Here is a 20931-nt window from a genome sequence, read left to right as displayed (position 1 = left end):
CAAGTTTATATTACGAATATACTGCATGGTCATACCTGCATGCGCATGATTTCCTGATAAGCGGAAACCGCACGGTTGCGCAGCTGAAGGGTAAGCTGCAAGGCGAGGTCAGCCTTCTGGCTGGCAATGACTACCTGTGCAACATCATCGATCTGGCCTGCCGCCAGCAGCGCATTTTCTCGGTCAGACTCCAGCTGAAGCTCATTTGTCTTCTTCAAAGCATCTGTCAGATATTCGCCAAAGCCTTTCACTTCTTTCTGGGGCTGGGTTTCACCTAAATGGCTCTCCGCATGCATGGGCACCGGAGTCATCTGTAATGCTGCTATCTCCATATCTTTACCCTTTCAATCATCTGAAACTCATCTTCACGGTCACGTTATTTGCCCATATCCAGCGCCTTGGTCACCATGGACTTGGCAGCGTTGATGGTCGTCGTATTCGCTTCGTAGGCACGCGATGCCGTGATCATATCCACCATCTCGGCGACAATGTTGACATTCGGTCGCTCCACATAGCCCTGTGCATTGGCATCCGGATGTCCCGGGTCATAGACCAGCGGCCCTTGCGTATCATCCGCTTCGATGCCGATGGCACGCACGCCGTCACCAGCCTCCAGCTTGTTGACCGATCTCTGCAGGAAGCTCGAAAAACTGTTGCCGCCCTTCACTCTAGGCTCAAAGACTACATAACGGCGGTGATATGCACCGCCTTCCTGAGTCCGTGTTGTATTTGCATTGGCAATATTGTTGGAAATGACGTCCATGCGCAGCCGTTCAGCCGTGAGGCCTGAAGCTGCCGCATCAATTCCTAGAAACATGCTCATGATCTATCTCCTCTGTATCCCAATCCTTCATCAGCTCTGGCCACTCGTGATGACGCCCTTCATCCTGTTGATGAAGCTGCCCAGCTCCGTGGTCATCGCGTTGTAGTAGAGCTGGTTCTTCGCCAGTCCTGCCATCTCGATATCGATATCCACATTGTTGTTATCAACACGCATCGTCGTCGTCCCATCTTCCTCGATGACAGCGTGTACCTTACCCGGCAACGCCATCGGCAAATGGCGGTCATGCGTCCTTACCATGTCCAGTCTGCGGCCATCATTGTCCAGATGCAGTTCCTTTGCCAGCAGATCCTCAAAGTTCACCGCACTGCGCTTGAAGTTCGGCGTATTCACATTGGCAATGTTGTTGCTGATGACCTCATGGCGCATCGTCGCGGCTGCCAAGCCCCTGCCCAAGTAGTCGAAGTTCGACGAGTTCATGATTTGTTCCAGCATCTCCGGAATCACATCCTTTCTTGCACGTTTGCCCTGCGGCTATAGTTATCTTTTATTTATTTTCTACATAATACCCGCAATTCCTTTCAAGTTTATCATTTTTTTCTTTTTTTTAGAAGATGCCCTGTATATTTTTTTTTGCGGGAATGAAAAAAGCTGGCACGAAATGGTGCCAGCTATAAGAAGCAAAAGCTCAATCCTTCAGTTTTCGCACGCCATCCAGCAGGTATTCGTTCAACACCTTGATGTACGTTCCCTTCATGCCCAGCGATCTCGACTCGATGACGCCTGCCGATTCAAACTTGCGCAGTGCATTGACGATGACCGAGCGCGTGATCTTGACTTCATCGGCGATCTTCGAAGCGACGAGCAGCCCTTCCGTATCCTGCAGAGCGGAAAGGATAGCAAATGCCGCCTTGCGTTCAGAGAAGGACAGCGTTTCCAGTGCGATCTGCACCGTTGCCTTCTTGCGGGCTTCGATCTCGATCTTCTCCGCATGGTCGCGCAGCATTTCCATGCCGACAACCGTAGCGCCATACTCGCAGAGCAGCAGATCATCATCGGTGAACTCTTCGTCATACTTGGCCACGATCAGCGTACCAATGCGCTCGCCGACGCCATAGATGGGAACGATTGTCGTGTTCTTGCCGTTGAACATGCATTTCGTATTCTCTTCATAGGCGCACATGCCGGATTTGGAACGCAGGTTGGCATTCGTCTCATCCATGCGCATGAGCCAGTTCACATAGTGTTTCGGGAATTCGCCCTGATTGATGACCTTATCGACCATGAGGTCACACTCGAAATCATCAATGAAAGCATACCCGAAAATCTTGCCCTTGCGATTCGTGATGTAGACATTAGCCCCCAGGACATTGCTGAGCACGCGGGAAATGCCATCGTATTCGACGTTTTCCGAACGCTGCAGCAGACGATTGATTTTTCTGGTTTTTTCAAGTAATGATGCCATTTAAGCTTACTCCTTTTTTCAAATATTCCGATATTCTCTCTGGGCCATAAATCAGCCTGATTATAACTATAATTATCTTATCACATTTTTCAAAATAATCATAGATGTTGAACAATATTTTTAATTAAATTTTCGAAATATTTGATAGGAGCCGCAAAAATCAGAGAATGAACTGCGACAAATCGCGGTTCACGACGATATCCGAAAGCTGCTTGTCCACATAAGCAGCATCGATGCAGATCTCTTTTTCCTCAAGCTCTGGTGCTGTGAAACTGATTTCCTCCAGCAGCTTTTCCAGCAGGGTATGCAGACGGCGCGCTCCGATATCTTCAGCCTGCTCATTGACATCGCAGGCCAGCTGGGCCAGACGGGCAATAGCATCGGCGCAAAAGGTGATCTTCACACCTTCCGTCGCCAGCAGGGCCTCATACTGCTTGAGCAACGCATTGCGCGGCTCCGTGAGGATCTTCTCGAAATCTTCCTTGCGCAGGGATTTGAGTTCCACGCGGATAGGGAAACGTCCCTGCAGCTCCGGGATGAGGTCGGACGGCTTGGCCATATGGAAGGCACCGGCAGCAATGAAGAGCACATGATCCGTCTTGAGCGGGCCGTACTTCGTCATGACCGTCGAGCCCTCGACAATCGGCAGGATATCACGCTGCACTCCCTCGCGGGATACGTCTGCGCCGGAAGAGTTCCCCTTCACAGCCACCTTATCAATCTCATCGAGGAAGACAATACCGCTATGCTCTGCCACCTTGATAGCCTCATCCGCCACGGCATCCATATCGATGAGCTTGCCCGCCTCTTCCTGCGTGAAGATCTTGCGGGCCTGCTCAACCGTCACCTTGCGCTTCTTGTGGCGCTTGGGCATCAGATTGCCGATCATGTCCTGCAGGTTATCGCCCATGCCTTCAAGGCTGGAGCCAGCAAACATACCAACCATCGGTTTGCCCGACTCCTCGACATCGATTTCGATGGTCTCCTGTTCAAGCTCCCCATTTTTGAGCCGTTTGCGTACCCAATCACGGCCAGCCTGATATTTCGGCTCAGGCTGCTCCTCATCCTTCTCTTCGCTATCGGCGCCAAAAAGACGGCCAAGAGGGCTCTGGGCTTTGCGCGGCTCTGGGACAAATACATCCAGGATGCGCTCTTCGGCCAATTCAGCCGCCTTGTCCTGCACCGAATCGAGCCGTTGCTGGCGCACCATGCGCACCGAAGTCTCTGCCAGATCGCGCACGATGGATTCGACATCACGGCCGACATAACCGACCTCGGTGAATTTCGTCGCTTCCACCTTGATGAAGGGCGCGTTGACCAATTTAGCCAGGCGGCGGGCAATCTCTGTCTTGCCGACGCCCGTGGAGCCGATCATCAGGATATTCTTTGGAATGACTTCTTCCTGCATGTCACCGGCCAGCTGGCGGCTGCGCCAGCGGTTGCGCAGGGCAATCGCTACCGACCGCTTCGCCTCATCCTGCCCGACAATGTATTTGTTGAGCTCCTCGACAATCTGACGCGGAGTCTGTTCATTTACGCCGATTTCCTTCATTAGTCCAGCTCCTCCACCTTGATGTTGTGATTCGTGTAGACACAGATATCTGCAGCGATCGACAGGGCTTCCTTGGCGATATCGCCAGCGCTCATCTCCGTATGCTTGACCATCGCACGGCCAGCTGACAGGGCATAGAAGCCGCCAGAACCGATTGCCGCCACATCACCATCCGGCTCGATGACCTCGCCGTTGCCGGAAAGCATCAGCATCGTATCATGATCCGCTACCAGCAGCAACGCCTCAAGCTTGCGCAGGACTTTGTCCGTGCGCCACTCCTTGGCCAGTTCGACCGCAGCCCGCTGCAGGTTGCCATTATAGGACTCCAGCTTAGCCTCGAATTTCTCAAACAAAGTGAAGGCATCGGCCACAGATCCGGCAAAGCCAGCCAGGATCTTGTTGTGGTAGAGGCGTCGTACCTTACGCGCATTGGCTTTCATTATCGTGTGTTCCCCGAAGGTCACCTGACCGTCGCCAGCAATGGCCGTTCTGCCGTTCTTGCGCACGGCACAGATTGTCGTTGCATGAAATTGTGTCTCCATCGCGTCATTCTCCAATCTTTGCTTTGAAGGATTCAATCGCGGCCAGCGCCCGCTCGGCCAGCCGCTGTTTCTTGAGTTTCTTGTCCTTGATGTATTTGCCGTTCTCATTGCGCATATCGATTTCCGGCAGGATGCCGAAATTGACATTCATCGGCTGGAAATGCTTGGCTTCGCTCGTCGTGATATAGTGGCAGAGCGCACCATGGCAGCTTTCTGCCGGGAATACCAGCGGCGCCTTCCCCATGGCCAGCCGTGCAGCATTGACACCAGCGATGAGCCCCGATGAAGCCGACTCGATATAACCCTCAACGCCCGTCATCTGCCCGGCAAACAGCAGCGTATCCTCTCCGCGCAGCTGCAGGGTTGCCTGCATATGCTGCGGCGAGTTCAGGAACGTATTGCGGTGCATGACGCCATAGCGCAAGAATTCCGCATGCTCAAGTCCGGGGATCATGCCGAACACCCGGCGCTGCTCCGGCCATTTGAGGTGTGTCTGGAAGCCGACGATATTGTAGAGCGTCGCACTGGCATTATCCTGACGCAGTTGGACAACGGCATAGGGACGCACCCCCGTCTCGGGGTGTTCCAAGCCCACCGGCTTCAAAGGCCCATACAGCAGCGTATCCTTGCCCCGGCTCGCCATGACCTCCACCGGCATGCAGCCCTCAAAGAACTTCTCTTTCTCGAAATCCTTGGTCGGTGCTTTCTCAGCATTGACGAGTTCTGTCCAGAACGCCTCATATTCCTCCTTGGTCATCGGGCAGTTGATATAAGCTGCCTCGCCCTTGCCATATCGCGAAGCGCGGTACGCCTTGCTCATATCGACCGAATCGATGCTGACAATCGGCGCTGCTGCATCGTAGAAATACAGCGAATCATTGCCCGTGCGGGCAGCAATGTCCTCCGCGAGCTTACCGGCCGTCAGCGGGCCGCTGGCCACCACGGTGATTGCATCGTCTGCCAACGGGATCGCGTCAAGTTCCTTATGGACGACCGTGATCTGCGGATGCTCCGTGACCTTTTTCGTCACATAGTCGCTGAATCCATGACGGTCAACAGCCAGCGCCCCGCCTGCCGGAACCTTTGTCGCATCGGCAGCTTCCATGATGATCGAGCCCAGCCGGCGCATCTCCTCTTTGAGTACGCCAACCGCATTCTCAAGACCCGCACCGCGCAGCGAGTTACTGCAGACCAGCTCCGCAAAACCGGCAGTCTTATGCGCCGGGGTCGATTTTTCCGGCCGCATCTCATACAGCGTGACCTCAGCGCCGAGCTTTGCCGCCTGCCATGCGGCCTCAGAGCCAGCCAGGCCAGCTCCTACGATAATTACTTTTTTCACGTTTATTTTTCCTCTTCCGCCTCCTGCGCAGCCTTTTCTGCCTCCCGGGCTTTCTTGGCTTCTGCACGCTGGCGCATTTTTTCTAATTCCTTGTTGATGGGATGGTCGATGCGCGTCTTGCAGTCATCGTTGCTGCAGTAGAGCAACGCCCGGCCATTCTTGTAATGGTGTTTGAGCATGAAGGCTCCGCATTCCGGGCATTTCTCCTGCTGCGGCTGATCCCAGGTCGTGTAATCGCACTCCGGATAATTCTTGCAGCCATAGAAATTGCGGCCGCGGCGCGTCTTGCGCTCAACGATGGCCCCACCGCATTTCGGGCACTTGACCCCCGTGTCCACGAGCAATGGTTTCGTATTGCGGCACTCGGGAAAGCCCGGGCAGGCCAGGAACTTGCCAAAGCGCCCCTGCTTGACCACCATCATGCGGCCGCAGAGTTCACACGGCACGTCCGATACCTCGACAGGCAGCTCAACATGTCCGATGGCCTCATCGGCTTTTTCGAGTGTTTCTTCAAACGGATCATAGAATTCACGCAGCAGGTTGTTCTTCTTGACCTTGCCCTCAGCAATCTCGTCGAGTTCATTTTCCAGATTAGCCGTGAACTTGACATCAACGATATTCTTGAAATATTCCTCGAGCATATCGACAACGACAAAGCCGAGTTCCGTCGGCTGGAAATGCTTGTCGATGCGCTGCACATAGCCACGCGCCTGGATGGTCTCGATGATTGGCGCATAGGTGCTCGGACGGCCGATTTCCTTCTCTTCCAAGGTCTTGACCAGCGAAGCATCATTATAGCGCGGTGGTGGCTCGGTAAAGTGCTGCTGCGGCAGCGTCTTGGCCGGCGTGAGCATATCGCCCTCTGCCAGTTCCGGCAGGACGACATCCTTCTCCTTCTTCGTCGTATCAGCACCGGCATAGACAGCCGTGAAGCCGGCGAACTTGAGCTTCGAGCCGGCAGCGCGCACTGTGTATCGCTCGCCAGCCTTGATGGTGATGCTCATCGTATCGTAGACAGCTGGCGTCATCTGGCTGGCCGTGAAGCGCTGCCAGATCAGCGTATAGAGCTTCAGCTGATCCTTGTTCAGGAATTTCTCGAGCGCTTCCGGTGTCAGGTTGACATCCGTCGGCCGGATAGCCTCATGGGCGTCCTGCGCCTTCTTGCCAGCCGCATAGACATTAGGCTTGGCCGGAATATAGTCTGCGCCGAACTGCTCGCTGATATACGTACGGGCCTCATCCTGGGCCAAATCCGACAGGCGCGTGGAGTCCGTACGCATATACGTGATAAGACCCGTTGCGCCATGACGGCCCAGCTCGATGCCTTCATAGAGCTGCTGGGCCAGCATCATCGTCTTGCGCGAAGTGAAGCCCAGCTTGCGGGCTGCATCCTGCTGCAGGGAACTCGTCGTGAACGGTGCCGCAGGCTTGCGGCGGCGCTCGCTTTTCTTGACGGTCTCTACCTTGAGTTCCTGCTTGCCAAAGTCATCCAGCAGCGCCTTGGTCTCCTGCTCATTGTGCAGGTCCAGTTTCTCGCCATCGGCATGGGTGAGTTCCGCATCGAACATGGCAGACTTATCCTTGCGCAGCTTGAGGCCTACCGTCCAGTACTCCACCGAATCGAAGGCCTGGATCTCCTTCTCGCGGTCGCAGATCAGCTTGACCGTGACCGACTGCACGCGTCCAGCGGAAAGACCCTTGCGCACCTTGCGCCACAACAGCGGTGACAGCTTGTAGCCGACAATGCGGTCGAGCATGCGGCGCGCCTGCTGAGCATCGACCTGATCGATATTGATAGCCCGCGGATGCTTGACAGCATCCTGGATCGCTGGCTTGGTGATCTCATTGAACACGATGCGGCAGTCTTCCTCAGGATTGAGCCCCAGGATATACGACAGATGCCAGGCAATCGCCTCGCCCTCGCGATCCGGGTCACTTGCGAGATAGACTTTATCCGCATTCTTGGCATCTTTTTTGAGCGCCTTGATGAGGTCGCCCTTGCCACGGATGTTGATGTATTTAGGCTCGAACTCGTTATCTACGTCGATGCCGAACTGGCTCTTCGGCAGATCGCGCAGATGTCCCATTGACGCGCGAACCATGTATTTGCGTCCCAGATATTTCTCAATAGTTTTCGCTTTGGCCGGCGACTCTACAATGACCAAGGTTTTCTTTACCTTGGTCTTCGCCTTTGCTTTCGTTTTGGTTTTCGTTGCTGCTGCAGCCAAACCTTCACTCCCTCTCAGCACGCCGGTAAGCGTGCAGCTCATTCTCTATGACAAGGCCTTTAAGCTCCATCTGCAGAAGGATAAAGGCCAGATTCGACATTTCGCCATCCGGCAGGCTCTGGATGATCTCATCCAAGGACAACGGCCGCTCAAAAGAAAGTACCTGCCATACCTGGCGTTCCGCTGGCGTGAATCGGCGAACTTTCCTTGGCTTCGGCGGCGCCACCAGGCCGTATTCCTCGAGGATATCGTCCGGACACTGCACAAGCTTTGCCCCCTGCTGGATCAGCTGGTGGCAGCCCTGGCTCGTCGCCGAATAGATGCTGCCAGGGACTGCAAACACGTCGCGCCCCTCATTCAAGGCCAGCTGCGCTGTGATCAGCGACCCCGAGCGGCTGGCAGCCTCTACGACTACCGTCCCACGCGACAGGCCGCTGATGATGCGGTTGCGTGCCGGGAAAAAAGCCGGCAGCGGCTGTGTGCCCGGTCCATACTCAGAAATGACCACGCCGCCAGCTTCCACGATCTGCGCCAAGAGACGCCGGTTTTCTGCCGGGTAGGCCACATCCACGCCGCAGCCCAGCACAGCTGCCGTGCGGCCGCTTTTCAGCGCGCCTTTGTGGGCAGCCGTATCGATGCCACGAGCAGCACCGCTGACTACGGTGATGCCCGCAGAAGCCAGCCGTTCGCCAAGCTCCAGGGCAATGCCCTCGCCATACGGGGTAAAGCGTCTGGCCCCCACCATCGCGATGCGCTCAGCCTGCGGCTGCAGTTCCCCACGATAGAAGAGAACCGGCGGCGGATCGAAGATTTCCTTCAATATATAAGGATATTCCTGCTGGCCGATCGCACACAGTCTCACCCCCGTCCGCTGGCAATCCACTGCCAGCTGCTCCGGAAGGTGTGGCTGCTTGCGGCAGAACAACGCCAGCCGCTGTGCCTGGCCAGAGGTCAACTTTCCCTGCAGGACGAGACTTTCAGCCCCTGCCTGCCATACTGCCCGTGCCGAAGGGAAATGCCCCATCAGCTGCTGGAGCAGGCGGCTGCCTGCTCCCGGCGAGCGGGCCAATGCCGCCAGATAATATCTATCTTCGGATTCCATGCTATCGCCATCCTTAGACCTATACATTTATTCATCTTAGCGAATATTTAAATCGAATGCAACACTTTCCATTACAATTTCAGAAATTTTTACCAACCTGTTATCCTGCGGACATGACAAAAGGCCATCAGCCAAGATATGGCTGATGACCTCAAACGCGCTTCTATCAGTCCTGCACGCGGGTAGTCTCAACTTCGACATAATCGATAGGCCCGGAAATAGGCACAGAGGGTTTGCGGATACGCGCGGTGACCGAATGGAAATGCGGATACTTGGCGAGCAGCTTGTCGCCGATATGTGCAGACAAAGCGCCAAGCATCTGGAAACGCTTATTCTCCGTGACGTCCTTGACAATGTCATAGATAGCAGCAGGATCGACACCATCCTTGACATCATCGGTTTCAGCCATGCGGTCATCCTTCGTCTCAATCTCGATGTCGAGATAGAATTTCTGGCCCTGCTCACGCTCATATTCATAAACGCCATGGAAGCCATAGAACATCATGTTGAGAATTCTTACTTTTGCCATTATGGTCACTCCTCACAAACTGAATCCATCATTTACATCTTATTCCCATCTACAGGTTCTCATTGTTTATGTATTTCGTGGCGCATGACAAAATTCCTGCTTGCGTATGCGAATATTTCAGATTAATTTGTAAACAGCTCGTCCCAAAACGTATAGGCTGCCATCAGAAATATCAGCAGTGCCAAAAAAAGATCGCCCATCCTGCCCTCCTCATTCTTATTAAAAAAATTGGAGAGGCTCTCAGCCTCTCCCAACCATACTGGTCATTTTACATCACCCGGCGTGCGCCGATGTAGCAGGAGCCCCAATAGGAGCTGTCAAGCGATGCTACGCTGACGCCGCGGCTCGACGATGCATTGATGAACTGACGGTCACCAAGATAGATGCCGACATGAGACGCACCTGCATCATACGTCGAGAAGAATACCAGGTCACCTGGCATGAGCTCACCGGAGGAAACCGGCGTGCCGCATTCATACTGGACATCTGCCGTGCGCGGCAGGGAGACGCCAGCATGAGCGAAGACATACTGCACGTAGCCGGAGCAGTCAAAGCCGTTCGGCGTCGTGCCACCGAATACATACGGTACACCAAGGTACTGCATGGACTCGGAAAGGATCGTGCGGTTGATGTAGTTGGCAGCATGTTTCACAGCCGGCATCGCTTTGCCGAGCAGCGCCACGTAAGTCGAGGAACCTACCTGCCCATCTGCATTCATACCGTGCGAAGACTGGAATGCCTTCACTGCCTCAGCCGTGGCCGGACCGAAGTCGCCATCAGCCGAAACGTCGTAGCCGAGACGGACTAATTGTCCTTGTATCTCTGCTACCTCGGTGCCCTGATCGCCTACACGGAATGCCGAAGCACCGCATACGGAAAACCAGCACATAAGGATCATGGATAGCGCAAACACGCGCATTGCTTTACTCAAAAAGCCACTCCTCTCTCTATTCGCCTACGAGGTTAGCTGCCGGGCTCGGGTAGAGAAGACCACCCGCGTCAATTTCACGCTTGCCGTGAGCCTGACGTTCGCCCCAAGAAATTGGTTCCCCCGCTCCTGGGTTGGATTCGGCTTGTTCCATCCTTTATAGAACCCAATGTATATAATACGACAAAAGCCGTCGTATTCCTGCTATTTTTTAAATATTCTCTTATTTAGTCTTAATGCGGCTTATTCTTTCATCTTCTTTTCAGAAAACATCCAGACATGAAAATTGGCTGCCATCACTGACAGCCACAATATTCATTTCACGTTGCTATAAGCAATCAATAAGCCGAGTTTTGTTCCGCTTGCGCGGTGACAATCATTTATCTAGGCACGGCAGTTGCCTGCCGGCTCAAGCGACTCAACCCGGAAGGTTCCGCGGGCCGCATCATCCCTTCCCTATTTGGTCTTGCTCCGTGTGGGGTTTACCCAAGCCAGCCAGTCACCTGACTGCTGGTGCGCTCTTACCGCACCTTTCCACCCTTACCTGACAAGCAGGCGGTCTAAATCTCTATGGCACTTTCCCTAAGGTCACCCTCGCTGGACGTTATCCAGCACACTGCCCTGTGGAGCCCGGACTTTCCTCATCTGGCGTCAAGCGCCAGCCGCGATTGTCTTGACAACTTATATCAACGTACGTGATTATAGCACAATTAGCACGTCTTTGTCAAATCAGGTACTAAAGCCAGTATTTCCCCGTATTTTATACAGCTTTTAATGCTTTTATAATATTTTTTGGACATTTGCCCTTTTCTTATTTCCTATTTTTTTTTATAATTGGTTTATAGGTTTCAAATTTTCAAAAATCCGCTTTAGGAAAGAAGGAGTACATCATGGCTACACCACATATTGGCGCCGAAAAGGGCGATATCGCTGAGCGCATCCTGCTGCCAGGCGACCCGCTGCGAGCTAAATTCATCGCCGAGAATTTCCTCGACAATCCGAAACAGTACACGTCCGTCCGCAATATCCTGGGCTATACGGGTACGTACAAGGGCGTTCCTGTCTCCGTACAGGGCACGGGCATGGGCATTCCGTCCATCTCCATCTACGTCCATGAGCTCATCCATTCGTTCGGCTGCAAGAAACTGTTCCGCGTCGGTACCTGCGGTGGCATGCATCCGGACGTCAAGCTCCGCGACGTGCTGATTGCCCAGGGCGCCAGCACGGATTCATCCATCATCAAGAACATCTTCGGCGGTTCGATCAACTACGCACCGCTGGCTGATTTCGAGCTGCTGGAGAAGGCAGTAGCCAACACGCGTAAACTCGGTCTGCACGCCAAAGTCGGCAACATCATCTCCGTCGACCGCTTCTACGATGACGAGATTGATAACGACAAGCTCCGCAAATACGGCATCCTTGCCGTCGAGATGGAGGCAGCTGCTCTCTACACGCTTGCAGCTGAGGCCCATGTCCAGGCACTGGCTCTGTTCACGGTCAGCGATCACCTGCTGACGGGTGAGGCCTGCACGGCAGAGGAGCGCCAGACGACCTTCAACGATATGATCAAGATTGCCCTCGAAACTGCAATCGAGGACTGATCTCTGGCCCGCATCCTATTATTTTCCAGTTCAAATCTCATACACACTGTGGCTGCTGCCTGGGTGAAGAATCACACAGGCGGCAGCCACTTTTTGTCTCTCGTTCCCTCCTATGCAGGATTCCCAGCTATTCTCCTTTCAGCAGGGAAACCGCTCCCTCTCAGCGATACGCAGTAGAGATACCCAAGACTTGACAAACGAGATATAGGAGGACCACTTATATTGGTAAATACGGAAATGCAGAACGCAGACCACTTCAACTGCCTGAGCGAGGAAATGTGCACAGAACGCATCGCCGCGCTGGACGAGGCCTATGCCAGCGAATGCGTCGGCATTGTCTTGAAGGCTCAGGCCTCGATCGCCAGAAACCATGAACCACCTGCACATACTGAAAAGGACTGCGGCACGCATCACCTGTCGTGCCGCAGTCCTTGTTTTGTTTTATCCGCTTCACGCCTCGTTAAGGAAAGCCGTGTAGGCCTTGCGGGCCTCGTAGACATCTACTTTGCTCGTGACTTCCCAGGGTGCGTGCATGCTCATGACCCCGACACCACTGTCTATGACCTGCATGCCATAGAGGCTCATGATGTAGGCGATCGTGCCGCCACCGCCCAGATCCACCTTGCCGAGCTCAGCGAGCTGGTAGTGGACGTTGTTGCCATCCATGATGCGGCGCAGCTCCGCCAGGTATTCTGCATTGGCATCGTTCGAACCCGACTTGCCACGCGCCCCCGTGAACTTGTTGAACACCATGCCGCGGCCCAGATAGGAGACATTCTTCTTATCGTAGGCACTCGCATAAAGCGCATCATAAGCACTCGACACATCCGAGGACAGCATCTTGCAGTTTGCCAGCGTGCGGCGCAGGGTAAGATCCGTGTAGGCACCACAGGCATTCAGCAGCTCCGCTACGGCGTTCTCGAAGAAATGCGACTGCATGCCCGTCGCACCGACACTGCCGATCTCTTCCTTGTCGACCAGCAAGCAGCAGGCCGTGCGTTTCATATGTCCGGTCGCCAGCATAGCCACCAGCGAAGTATATGAGCAGACGCGGTCATCCTGCCCATAGGCCAGGATCATGCTGCGGTCAAAGCCGAGTTCGCGCGCCTTGCCAGCTGGCACAAGAGCAAGCTCTGCCGACTGGAAATCTTCCGCATCGATATCGTATTTGTCTTTGATGAGTTTCAGCACGCCGTCCTTGACCGATTCCTTGTCGTCCTTCTTGAGCGGATGATTGCCGACCAGGATGTCGAGATTCTCGCCCTCGATGACCTTGGCCGCATTCTTCTTCAGCTGTTCCTGGGACAGATGGATCAGCAGGTCCGTGACACAGAATACCGGATCTGCCTCATCCTCACCAATGCAGATATCGATGATACGGCCATCCTTCTTGGCGACAACGCCATGCAGTGCGAGCGGCAGGGTAACCCACTGGTACTTCTTGATACCACCGTAATAATGCGTATCAAGATAAGCCAGGCCGCCATCCTCATAGAGCGGGTTCTGCTTGACATCGAGCCGGCAAGTATCGATATGGGCCCCAAGGATATTCATGCCCTGCTCGAGAGGCTCGTCACCGATATTGAACAGCACAACAGCCTTCTTCATATTGACCGCATAGACCTTGTCGCCAGCGGCGAGCGTCCCGCCATTCTTGACGACCTCATAGAGGTCGCGGTATCCTGCTGCCTCAGCCTGCCGTACAGCCTCAGTCACACTTTCGCGCTCCGTCTTGCAGTTCGACAGGAACTCGCGATACCCTCGGTTGAGCGCCTCGAGCTCCTGCTTTTCTTCTTCACTGTACTGATTCCAGATTGACGTCTTTTCTTCTGCCATCTATATCCTTCTTTCTCGTCAGAAAAACTCCTCAATGATATCCACAAAGTCCTGCCGCGTCTCCGCCTTGTTGAAGCGGTCGCGCAGAATCGCCCCGTGCTTTATCCCGCGCGTATACCAGGTCGCATGCTTGCGCATCTCGCGCGGGCCAACGTAGTCACCCTTGTATTTGAGCAGCAGATCCAGATGCCGGAGGATTACCTCTGCACGCTCCTGCATCGTCGGACCTGGCAGCTCCTCGCCAGTCTGCAGATAATGCGTGAGCTGCCGGAAGATCCACGGATTGCCCTGTGCCGCCCGGCCGATCATCACGCCATCAGCCCCAGTCACCGCCAGTATCTTCTTGAGGTCGGCACAGCTGCGCACGTCACCATTGGCAATGACCGGCACATTTACCATCTGCTTGACGGCCGCGATGATCTCCCAATCCGCATTGTCCCGGTAGAATTGCTCGCGCGTGCGGCCATGGACAGCAATCGCATCGACACCAGCCTCCTCGGCCAGCTTGGCGATCTCCAGCACGTTGACATTGTCGTCATCCCAGCCTTTACGCATCTTGACCGTGAATGGCATCTTGACCGCCTTGCGGATGGCCGACAGGATCGCAAAAGCCTTGGTCGGCTCGCGCATAAGTGCCGAGCCCTCGCCATTCTTGACGATCTTTGGTGCCGGGCACCCCATGTTGAAATCCAGGATATCCGCCGTGCCGAGGTCTTCGACATACTTGGCCGCCTCAGCCGCCATCTCCGGCGTATTGGCAAAGATCTGCATGGCAATCGGGCGCTCGCCGCTCTCTGTCTTCAGCATCTCGAGGGTGCGCTCGTTGCGGAAGTGGATGCCCTGACTGCTGACCATCTCCGCATAGCAGAGCGGACAGCCCATATCATGCGCGATGATACGGTAAGCCGTATCGGTCACACCTGCCATCGGTGCCAGGAATACCGGCTGCTCGAAATGGAAATTGCCGATATCCATGCTCATGCTTCGTTCTCCTTCTTGAGGCGCTCAGGATTATGCCCCTCGCGGCGGTCAGCATTGCGTTCGTAGAGTGCCTGCAAGCCCGTCAGGGTCAGGAAGTGATCGACCTTATCGATCGTCGCCGATTCCTTGGCGATCATGCGCGCCAGACCGCCCGTAGCGATAACCTTCATGTCCTTGCCATATTCCGTCTTGATGCGCCGCACGATCTCGTCGATCTGGCCGACATAGCCAAAGATGATGCCGGCCTGCATCCCCTGGATCGTATTGCGGCAGATGATCTGCTTCGGAGGGACGAGCTCGATGCGCGGCAGCTGTGCAGCGCTCTGGAACAGCGCATCGGCACTCGTGCCGATGCCCGGTGCAATGACGCCGCCGAGGAAATCGCCGGTATCGCCGACCACATCAAAGGTCGTCGCAGTGCCGATATCGATGACAATGAGCGGGCCGCCATACTGCTCATAAGCACCGACGACATTGACGATACGGTCAGCACCGATGGAGCGCGGATTCTCATAATGCAGCTTGATGCCCGTCTTGATGCCCGGGCCGACCACCAGCGGCCGGATGTGGAAATAACGCTCGCACATCTTGACCATCGGCACGACCAGTGGCGGCACGACCGACGAAATGATGATGGCATGGATATCCGTCATGCGGATGCCCTGATAGCGGAACAGGTCATTCATCAGCATACCGTATTCGTCGCCGGTCTTCTGCCGGTCCGTCGAGATACGCCAATGCTTGATGAGTTTCTTCCCCTCATACGTTCCCATAACGATGTTGCTGTTGCCAATATCGAATACTAATAACAAAGGATACTCCTCCTGAATCTCTTACTTCTTGGGCCGGATGGACACGTCGCCAGCCAGTACGCGGTGACGTCCATCCGCTGCGTCGACAAGCAGGGCACCATCTTCATCGATGTCTGCCGCTATGCCGGTATATTCTTCGCCATCACGCACACCGATGACACGCACTTCCTGCCTCAGCGTGATCGTATACTTGCGCCAGGCGGCCAGCACCAGTGCAAAGCCCTGGGTTGCCACTTCAGCATAAAGCGCATCCAGCGCTTCGAGTACAGCCTGGAAGAACTTCACCCGCGGCACAGGCTTGCCGCCATTCACTGCCTGCAGGGAGGTAGCCGTCTTGCGTATCTCAGCAGGAAACTCCTGCGGCAGGATGTTGACGTTGATGCCGATACCGATGACGATGTGATTGATGCGGTCCATTTCGGCACTCATCTCCGTCAGGATGCCGACGAGCTTGCGGTTCTCATAGAGCAGGTCATTGGGCCATTTGATTCCAGCCGGCAGGCCGAACCGCTCCATGGCCTTGGCCACTGCCACCGCCGCCAGCAGCGTGCACTTCGGTGCCTCCTGTGGCATGAACGGCGGACGCAGGATGACGGAAAACCAGATCCCCTTGCCAGCTGGCGAAAAGAATCTGCGCTCCAAGCGTCCCTTGCCCCCGGTCTGCTGCTCGGCCACGACGATGGTGCCATCTGCTGCGCCAGCCGCCGCCAGGCGTTTGGCCACGTTGTTGGTCGAATCGAGGACCTCCTCGAAGTGAATTTCCCGCCCCACGCACTGCGTCTGCAAACCGTGCCGGATCTCATTCGGCAGCAGCCGGTCCGGCGCTTCGCGCAGCGAATAGCCGCTGCGCGAATGGCTGACGATATCGTAGCCGTTCTCGCGCAGCTCCCGGATGTGTTTCCAGATTGCCGTCCGCGAAACGCCGAGCCGGCTCGCCATCTCTTCGCCTGATATATATCCATCACCTGCACTGCGCAGGATCTCGAGTATCTTAGTCCGCAATGGCATTTCCTCCTTTGCCCATTCACACCTGTCCATTATACAACGAATCCAGCCATTAAAAAAGACCTGCCCTCAAAGCAGGGTAGGTCTTTTTTCCGCTTGCTCAGCGATCATAATGGGTAACGTTGAATTTCGGTTCCGCTTTCTCTTCTTTCTCTGCGCCCGTCTTCTCCTCCGTCACCGTTTCTTTTGCTTCCTCGTCTTCCTTTTTGGCAGCCGTTGATGTATCCGCATCATCCTGCTGCTCGATCTTCCCAACAGGTGCTGGATCAAAGAACGACCAATCGTCCTTCTTTTCTTCAAAATCCAAGGAATCCGTTTTCTTCTCATCCTCATCAGACAGCTTGCCGTTCGTCAGCAGCTCTTCGAGCTGTTTGGCCGTCAGCGTCTCACGTTCCATGAGTGCCTGGGCAATGAGCTCAAGCTTGTCCCGGTTCTCCGTGATGAGCTTGCGGCAGGCTTCATAAGCCTCTTCCAGATACTTGCGGACTTCCTTATCGATCTCGCCGGCAACCTCTTCCGAGTAGTTGCGTTCATGATTGAAGTCGCGTCCCAGGAATACCTGATGGTTCTGGGCTTCGCCATAAGCCACCGGGCCGAGCACATCGCTCATGCCGTACTGCATGACCATGCCGCGTACCATGCGCGTCGCCTGCTGGATATCCTGGGAAGCACCCGTGCTGATTTCCTTGAGCACGATCTCTTCAGCTACACGTCCGCCCATGGCGACCTTGAGACGATCCAGGAGCTCTGACTTCGTCGCATAGTTGCGGTCTTCCTTCGGCAGCATCAGCGTATAGCCGCCGGCGCGGCCGCGTGGGATAATCGTGACCTTATGGACCGGATCGGCATGTTTGAGGAGCATCCCCACAAGAGTATGGCCGCCCTCATGATAAGCCGTCAGACGTTTTTCCTCATCATTCATGATATGAGACTTACGTTCCGGACCAGCCATGACACGCTCGATAGCTTCTTCGAGTTCACCCATGAAAATCTTTGTTTTGTCGCGGCGTGCTGCCAAAAGTGCTGCCTCGTTGACAAGATTGCTGAGATCCGCACCCGTGAAGCCCGGCGTACGGCGTGCAAGGATATCCAAATCGACAGCATCATCAAGCGGCTTGCCCTTCGTATGTACCTTGAGGATAGCCAAGCGGCCACGGACATCCGGACGATCGACGACGACCTGACGGTCAAAGCGGCCCGGACGCTGCAGCGCCGGATCAAGGATATCCGGACGGTTGGTCGCAGCAATGATGATGATGCCCTCATTGGCAGCAAAGCCATCCATCTCGACGAGCAACTGGTTGAGGGTCTGCTCGCGTTCGTCGTGTCCACCGCCGACGCCAGCGCCACGCTGGCGGCCTACGGCGTCGATCTCATCGATGAAGACGATGCAAGGCGCGTTCTTCTTGGCCTGGTCGAACAGATCGCGGACACGCGAAGCACCGACACCGACAAACATCTCTACGAAATCCGAACCGGAAATCGAGAAGAACGGCACACCAGCCTCACCAGCGACCGCACGGGCCAGAAGGGTCTTACCAGTTCCCGGGGGGCCTGAAAGCAGCACACCTTTCGGGATGCGGGCCCCGAGATCGTTGTATTTCTTCGGATGCTTGAGGAACTCGACGACTTCTTCGAGCTCCTGCTTGGCTTCATCAGCACCAGCAACGTCCTTGAAATTGACCTTGATCTTATCCGCACCGCTCATGCGCGCACGGCTCTTGCCGAACGACATGACGCGGCCGCCGCCGCCCTGTGTCTGCTGCATGATGAAGAACCACACGCCGACAAGCAGCAGGATCGGCAGGACCGAAGAGAACATCGTCGACCACCAGGGCGGTTCCGGCGGGTTCTCCGCCGCGATGTCAACGTTCTTGCTGCTCAATTTCTGGTAGAGCTGCGGGTCATTGTTCGGGGCATCCGGTGTAATGGTCGTAAACTCCGTACCATCGGTCAGCTTACCGCGAATCGTGTTCTGGATGATCACGACTCTGGCCACTTCACCATTATCCACCTGCTGCAGGAATTTGGTGTACTCCACCTCCTGCTTCGTCGTGTTCTTTGTTGAGAAATAATCGATGATCGATATGGCGACCAGGATAATCAACAGGTAGAACCCTACATTGCGTAGAAACTTATTCAATCCATTGCCCTCCCTTTCGGGGGCCTTTCAAAGGCTCCTCCGGTCTTTTTCTTTTACTGGCTCAGGCGTAAATCTCCGGCTTCAGGACACCGATATACGGCAGGTTGCGGTATACCTCGGCATAATCCAGGCCATAGCCGACCAGGAACTCATCCGGTACTACAAAGCCGCAGTAGTCAATATCGACATCCACCGTACGGCGGGACGGCTTGGAGAGCAGCGAGCAGAGCTTGACGCTTTTCGGCTTGCGCTCACGGAAGTACTTCATGAGATAGTTCATGGTCGTACCCGAGTCTATTATATCTTCAATAACGATGAGGTGTTTTCCTTCAATATCGTAGTCAAGATCCTTCAAAATTTTGACCGATCCCGTCGTCGACGTGCCATTGCCATAACTCGAAGCGATCATGAAATCGAAATGGACCGGCAGATCGATCTGACGAACCAGATCCGTGTAGAACGTCACTGCCCCCTTCAAAATACCGACACAGTAGATCTCTTCTTTGACATCCTTATAGTCTTCCGTAATCTGGCGGCCCAGCTCGGCTACTTTTGCCTGGAGCTGTTCCTCCGAATATACTACCTTCTCGATATCATCGTTCATCATGATAAATTTCCTCTCTTCTTTCCAGTCTGAGATATAAAACTCTTCTCTTCAATGGTCTATCGAAAGCCACCGCACAGCGTGCGCTGCGCCGATGGCCTGCCACCCATAATACTTCATGGCCAGCCGCCAGGATCGGCAGCTGGTCGCGTTCCTGCTGGGGGATCTTGTCATCGATCAGCAGTTTTTTCAGCTTTTTGCGGCCGCCAGGCAACTGTATCGCATCGCCAGACTCACGCTGGCGGATGACCAGCGGCTCCGCAAGATCATCAGGCTGCAGGTAGAGCTCCCACGGTGTGGGCGCCGGTGCGATCTCCGCACACCACTCAGCCGTGCAGAGGTAGCTGCCCCATTGTGTGCAGCCAGGTATCTGCAAGTCTGCTGGCGCAGGCGCCGCTGCGGTCTCAGGCCGCTGTGCACAGGTCAGCCAGCCATAGGCCAGCCGGGCCACAAAGCCATGGGGAAGTTCCAGCTGGCTGCTCGTCTGCCCCACTCGCAAAAGCAAGCGCAGCTTCTCCGCCTGCCCAAACCCCAAGTCCTGCCGGCTGCCAGCTGCGGCCTGCCAGAAACGGCGCACCAGGCCGCGCTGCAACGCCAGCGGCAGCTGGCTGAAGCCCTGCTGGTTCAGGGCCAGCGGCTGCTGGCGCACACGCGCGGTATCCTGCCACAGTGCTTCGACCTGCGTCTCGATGTATTCCGTCTCGGCAGCGGCTACCTCTGCCAGCTGGCACAGGGCCCGCGCAAGTTCGGGGTTGTACGCCTGCTTGAGTGCCGGCAGCGTCGCCATCCGCAGGCGGTTGCGCGTGCACTCTGCCTGCTCATTGGTGGCGTCCTCGCATGGCTGCAAGCCCTGCGCCGCACAAAACGCGCGTATCGCCGCCTTCGTCACCCCCAATAACGGACGGATGATCGTGCCCCTCTTGCCACTGCGCGGACGCATCGCCGCCAGTCCCTGGGTTCCCGTGCCGCGCAGGATGCGCATGAGCACAGTCTCTGCCTGGTCATCGGCATGATGCGCCACAGCGATGGCATCAAAGCCTGCCGTCTGCCGCACCTGCTCCAGGAAACGATAGCGCAGTTCACGGGCCGCTGTCTCCAGCGAAAGCCCCTGGGCCGCAGCCTCCTGGGGGACATCAGCCGCAGCCAGCTGCACCGGTATCCCCCGCTGCTGGCAGAAAGCCTGCACAAAATCAGCATCGGCCTTTGATGCCGCCCCGCGGATACCATGCTCGAAATGCGCTGCCACGATCTGCAGGTCATATTTGCGGCGCAGCTGCCACAAGATCACCAGCAGCGCCAGCGAATCAGGGCCGCCCGAGCACGCTGCGACAATGCGGTCCCCACGGTGCAGCAGCCCATGTTCCAAGCAGAATTGCTCGACCTGTTCCAGCACACCTGTCACCTGACCTTCCTCGAATCTGCGGGCAAACGAACAAAAGCACCCTTATGCAGAGTGCTTTGAAACTACGAACTACGATCGTCC

General features: G+C 55.5%; 19 protein-coding genes, 1 other RNA gene and 1 riboswitch. Of the genes, 1 reads left to right on the top strand and 19 read right to left on the bottom strand.

Translation table 11 applies throughout. The annotated features are described in order from the left end of the window. Positions 1–29 precede the first annotated feature (29 nt). From fliE to rnpB, 12 genes are all read right to left on the bottom strand, one after another. Positions 30–332, bottom strand: a complete 303-nt coding sequence (gene fliE / locus FZ041_RS07585) for a flagellar hook-basal body complex protein FliE (protein ID WP_149189137.1) — start codon at positions 330–332, stop codon at positions 30–32. Positions 333–376: 44 nt separating this feature from the next. Beyond that, on the bottom strand, positions 377–823 hold the full coding sequence (gene flgC, locus FZ041_RS07580; protein WP_075443787.1) for a flagellar basal body rod protein FlgC: 447 nt from the start codon (positions 821–823) through the stop codon (positions 377–379). A 30-nt stretch (positions 824–853) separates the two neighbouring features. Next, positions 854–1276, bottom strand: coding sequence for a flagellar basal body rod protein FlgB (gene flgB, locus FZ041_RS07575; protein ID WP_149189136.1), 423 nt, complete (start codon positions 1274–1276; stop codon positions 854–856). A gap of 193 nt (positions 1277–1469) precedes the next feature. Further along, a complete protein-coding gene (codY, locus tag FZ041_RS07570; RefSeq protein ID WP_075443791.1) occupies positions 1470–2246 on the bottom strand; it encodes a GTP-sensing pleiotropic transcriptional regulator CodY in 777 nt (258 codons plus the stop codon). A gap of 160 nt (positions 2247–2406) precedes the next feature. Beyond that, positions 2407–3798, bottom strand: a complete 1392-nt coding sequence (gene hslU / locus FZ041_RS07565) for an ATP-dependent protease ATPase subunit HslU (protein ID WP_075443793.1) — start codon at positions 3796–3798, stop codon at positions 2407–2409. Continuing rightward, positions 3798–4340, bottom strand: a complete 543-nt coding sequence (gene hslV / locus FZ041_RS07560; RefSeq protein WP_075443794.1) for an ATP-dependent protease subunit HslV — start codon at positions 4338–4340, stop codon at positions 3798–3800. Before hslV ends, hslU begins: the two co-directional genes overlap by 1 nt. Before the next feature lie 4 nt (positions 4341–4344). Then, positions 4345–5679 carry a methylenetetrahydrofolate--tRNA-(uracil(54)-C(5))-methyltransferase (FADH(2)-oxidizing) TrmFO gene (gene trmFO / locus FZ041_RS07555; protein ID WP_255449297.1) on the bottom strand — a complete coding sequence of 445 codons (1335 nt, stop codon included), beginning with the start codon at positions 5677–5679 and terminating at the stop codon, positions 4345–4347. Positions 5680–5681: 2 nt separating this feature from the next. After that, entirely contained in the window at positions 5682–7949 is a 2268-nt protein-coding gene (gene topA, locus FZ041_RS07550) for a type I DNA topoisomerase (protein WP_149189134.1), read from the bottom strand. After that, positions 7912–9009: a DNA-processing protein DprA gene (gene dprA / locus FZ041_RS07545; RefSeq protein ID WP_149189133.1), complete on the bottom strand. Its 1098-nt coding sequence runs from the start codon at positions 9007–9009 to the stop codon at positions 7912–7914. The genes topA and dprA overlap by 38 nt, the downstream gene beginning before the upstream one ends. Positions 9010–9175: 166 nt before the next feature. Then, a complete protein-coding gene (gene folB / locus FZ041_RS07540; RefSeq protein WP_075443797.1) occupies positions 9176–9538 on the bottom strand; it encodes a dihydroneopterin aldolase in 363 nt (120 codons plus the stop codon). A gap of 268 nt (positions 9539–9806) precedes the next feature. Beyond that, complete coding sequence (locus FZ041_RS07535) at positions 9807–10457, bottom strand: C40 family peptidase (RefSeq protein WP_173371176.1); 651 nt, start codon at positions 10455–10457, stop codon at positions 9807–9809. 17 nt (positions 10458–10474) lie between these two features. Then, positions 10475–10622: riboswitch (cyclic di-AMP (ydaO/yuaA leader) on the bottom strand. 171 nt (positions 10623–10793) lie between these two features. Next, positions 10794–11150: RNase P RNA component class A (gene rnpB / locus FZ041_RS07530), an RNA gene on the bottom strand. A gap of 206 nt (positions 11151–11356) precedes the next feature. On the opposite strand from rnpB, the gene deoD reads away from it, so the two are divergent. Continuing rightward, positions 11357–12067 carry a purine-nucleoside phosphorylase gene (gene deoD / locus FZ041_RS07525; protein WP_075443799.1) on the top strand — a complete coding sequence of 237 codons (711 nt, stop codon included), beginning with the start codon at positions 11357–11359 and terminating at the stop codon, positions 12065–12067. Positions 12068–12517: 450 nt separating this feature from the next. On the opposite strand, the gene FZ041_RS07520 is transcribed toward deoD, so the two are convergent. From FZ041_RS07520 to tilS, 7 genes are all read right to left on the bottom strand, one after another. After that, positions 12518–13903: an aminopeptidase gene (locus FZ041_RS07520; protein ID WP_149189132.1), complete on the bottom strand. Its 1386-nt coding sequence runs from the start codon at positions 13901–13903 to the stop codon at positions 12518–12520. A gap of 18 nt (positions 13904–13921) precedes the next feature. Continuing rightward, on the bottom strand, positions 13922–14878 hold the full coding sequence (gene dusB, locus FZ041_RS07515) for a tRNA dihydrouridine synthase DusB (protein ID WP_149189159.1): 957 nt from the start codon (positions 14876–14878) through the stop codon (positions 13922–13924). A gap of 2 nt (positions 14879–14880) precedes the next feature. Continuing rightward, positions 14881–15696 (bottom strand): type III pantothenate kinase, encoded by an 816-nt coding sequence (locus FZ041_RS07510; protein WP_075443802.1) that lies wholly within the window; start codon positions 15694–15696, stop codon positions 14881–14883. A gap of 21 nt (positions 15697–15717) precedes the next feature. Next, positions 15718–16698 carry a biotin--[acetyl-CoA-carboxylase] ligase gene (locus FZ041_RS07505; protein ID WP_149189131.1) on the bottom strand — a complete coding sequence of 327 codons (981 nt, stop codon included), beginning with the start codon at positions 16696–16698 and terminating at the stop codon, positions 15718–15720. A gap of 103 nt (positions 16699–16801) precedes the next feature. Beyond that, on the bottom strand, positions 16802–18844 hold the full coding sequence (gene ftsH, locus FZ041_RS07500) for an ATP-dependent zinc metalloprotease FtsH (protein WP_149189130.1): 2043 nt from the start codon (positions 18842–18844) through the stop codon (positions 16802–16804). Between the two features lie 61 nt (positions 18845–18905). Continuing rightward, positions 18906–19451 carry a hypoxanthine phosphoribosyltransferase gene (gene hpt, locus FZ041_RS07495; RefSeq protein WP_075443808.1) on the bottom strand — a complete coding sequence of 182 codons (546 nt, stop codon included), beginning with the start codon at positions 19449–19451 and terminating at the stop codon, positions 18906–18908. Next, the gene (gene tilS / locus FZ041_RS07490; RefSeq protein WP_149189129.1) at positions 19438–20850 is read right to left on the bottom strand and encodes a tRNA lysidine(34) synthetase TilS; all 1413 of its coding nucleotides are present in this window, start codon (positions 20848–20850) and stop codon (positions 19438–19440) included. Before tilS ends, hpt begins: the two co-directional genes overlap by 14 nt. Positions 20851–20931 lie beyond the last annotated feature (81 nt).

This window comes from Pseudoselenomonas caprae (assembly GCF_008271345.1).
Taxonomy (GTDB): domain Bacteria; phylum Bacillota; class Negativicutes; order Selenomonadales; family Selenomonadaceae; genus Selenomonas_A; species Selenomonas_A caprae.
This window is presented reverse-complemented; position numbering and strand designations above follow the sequence as displayed.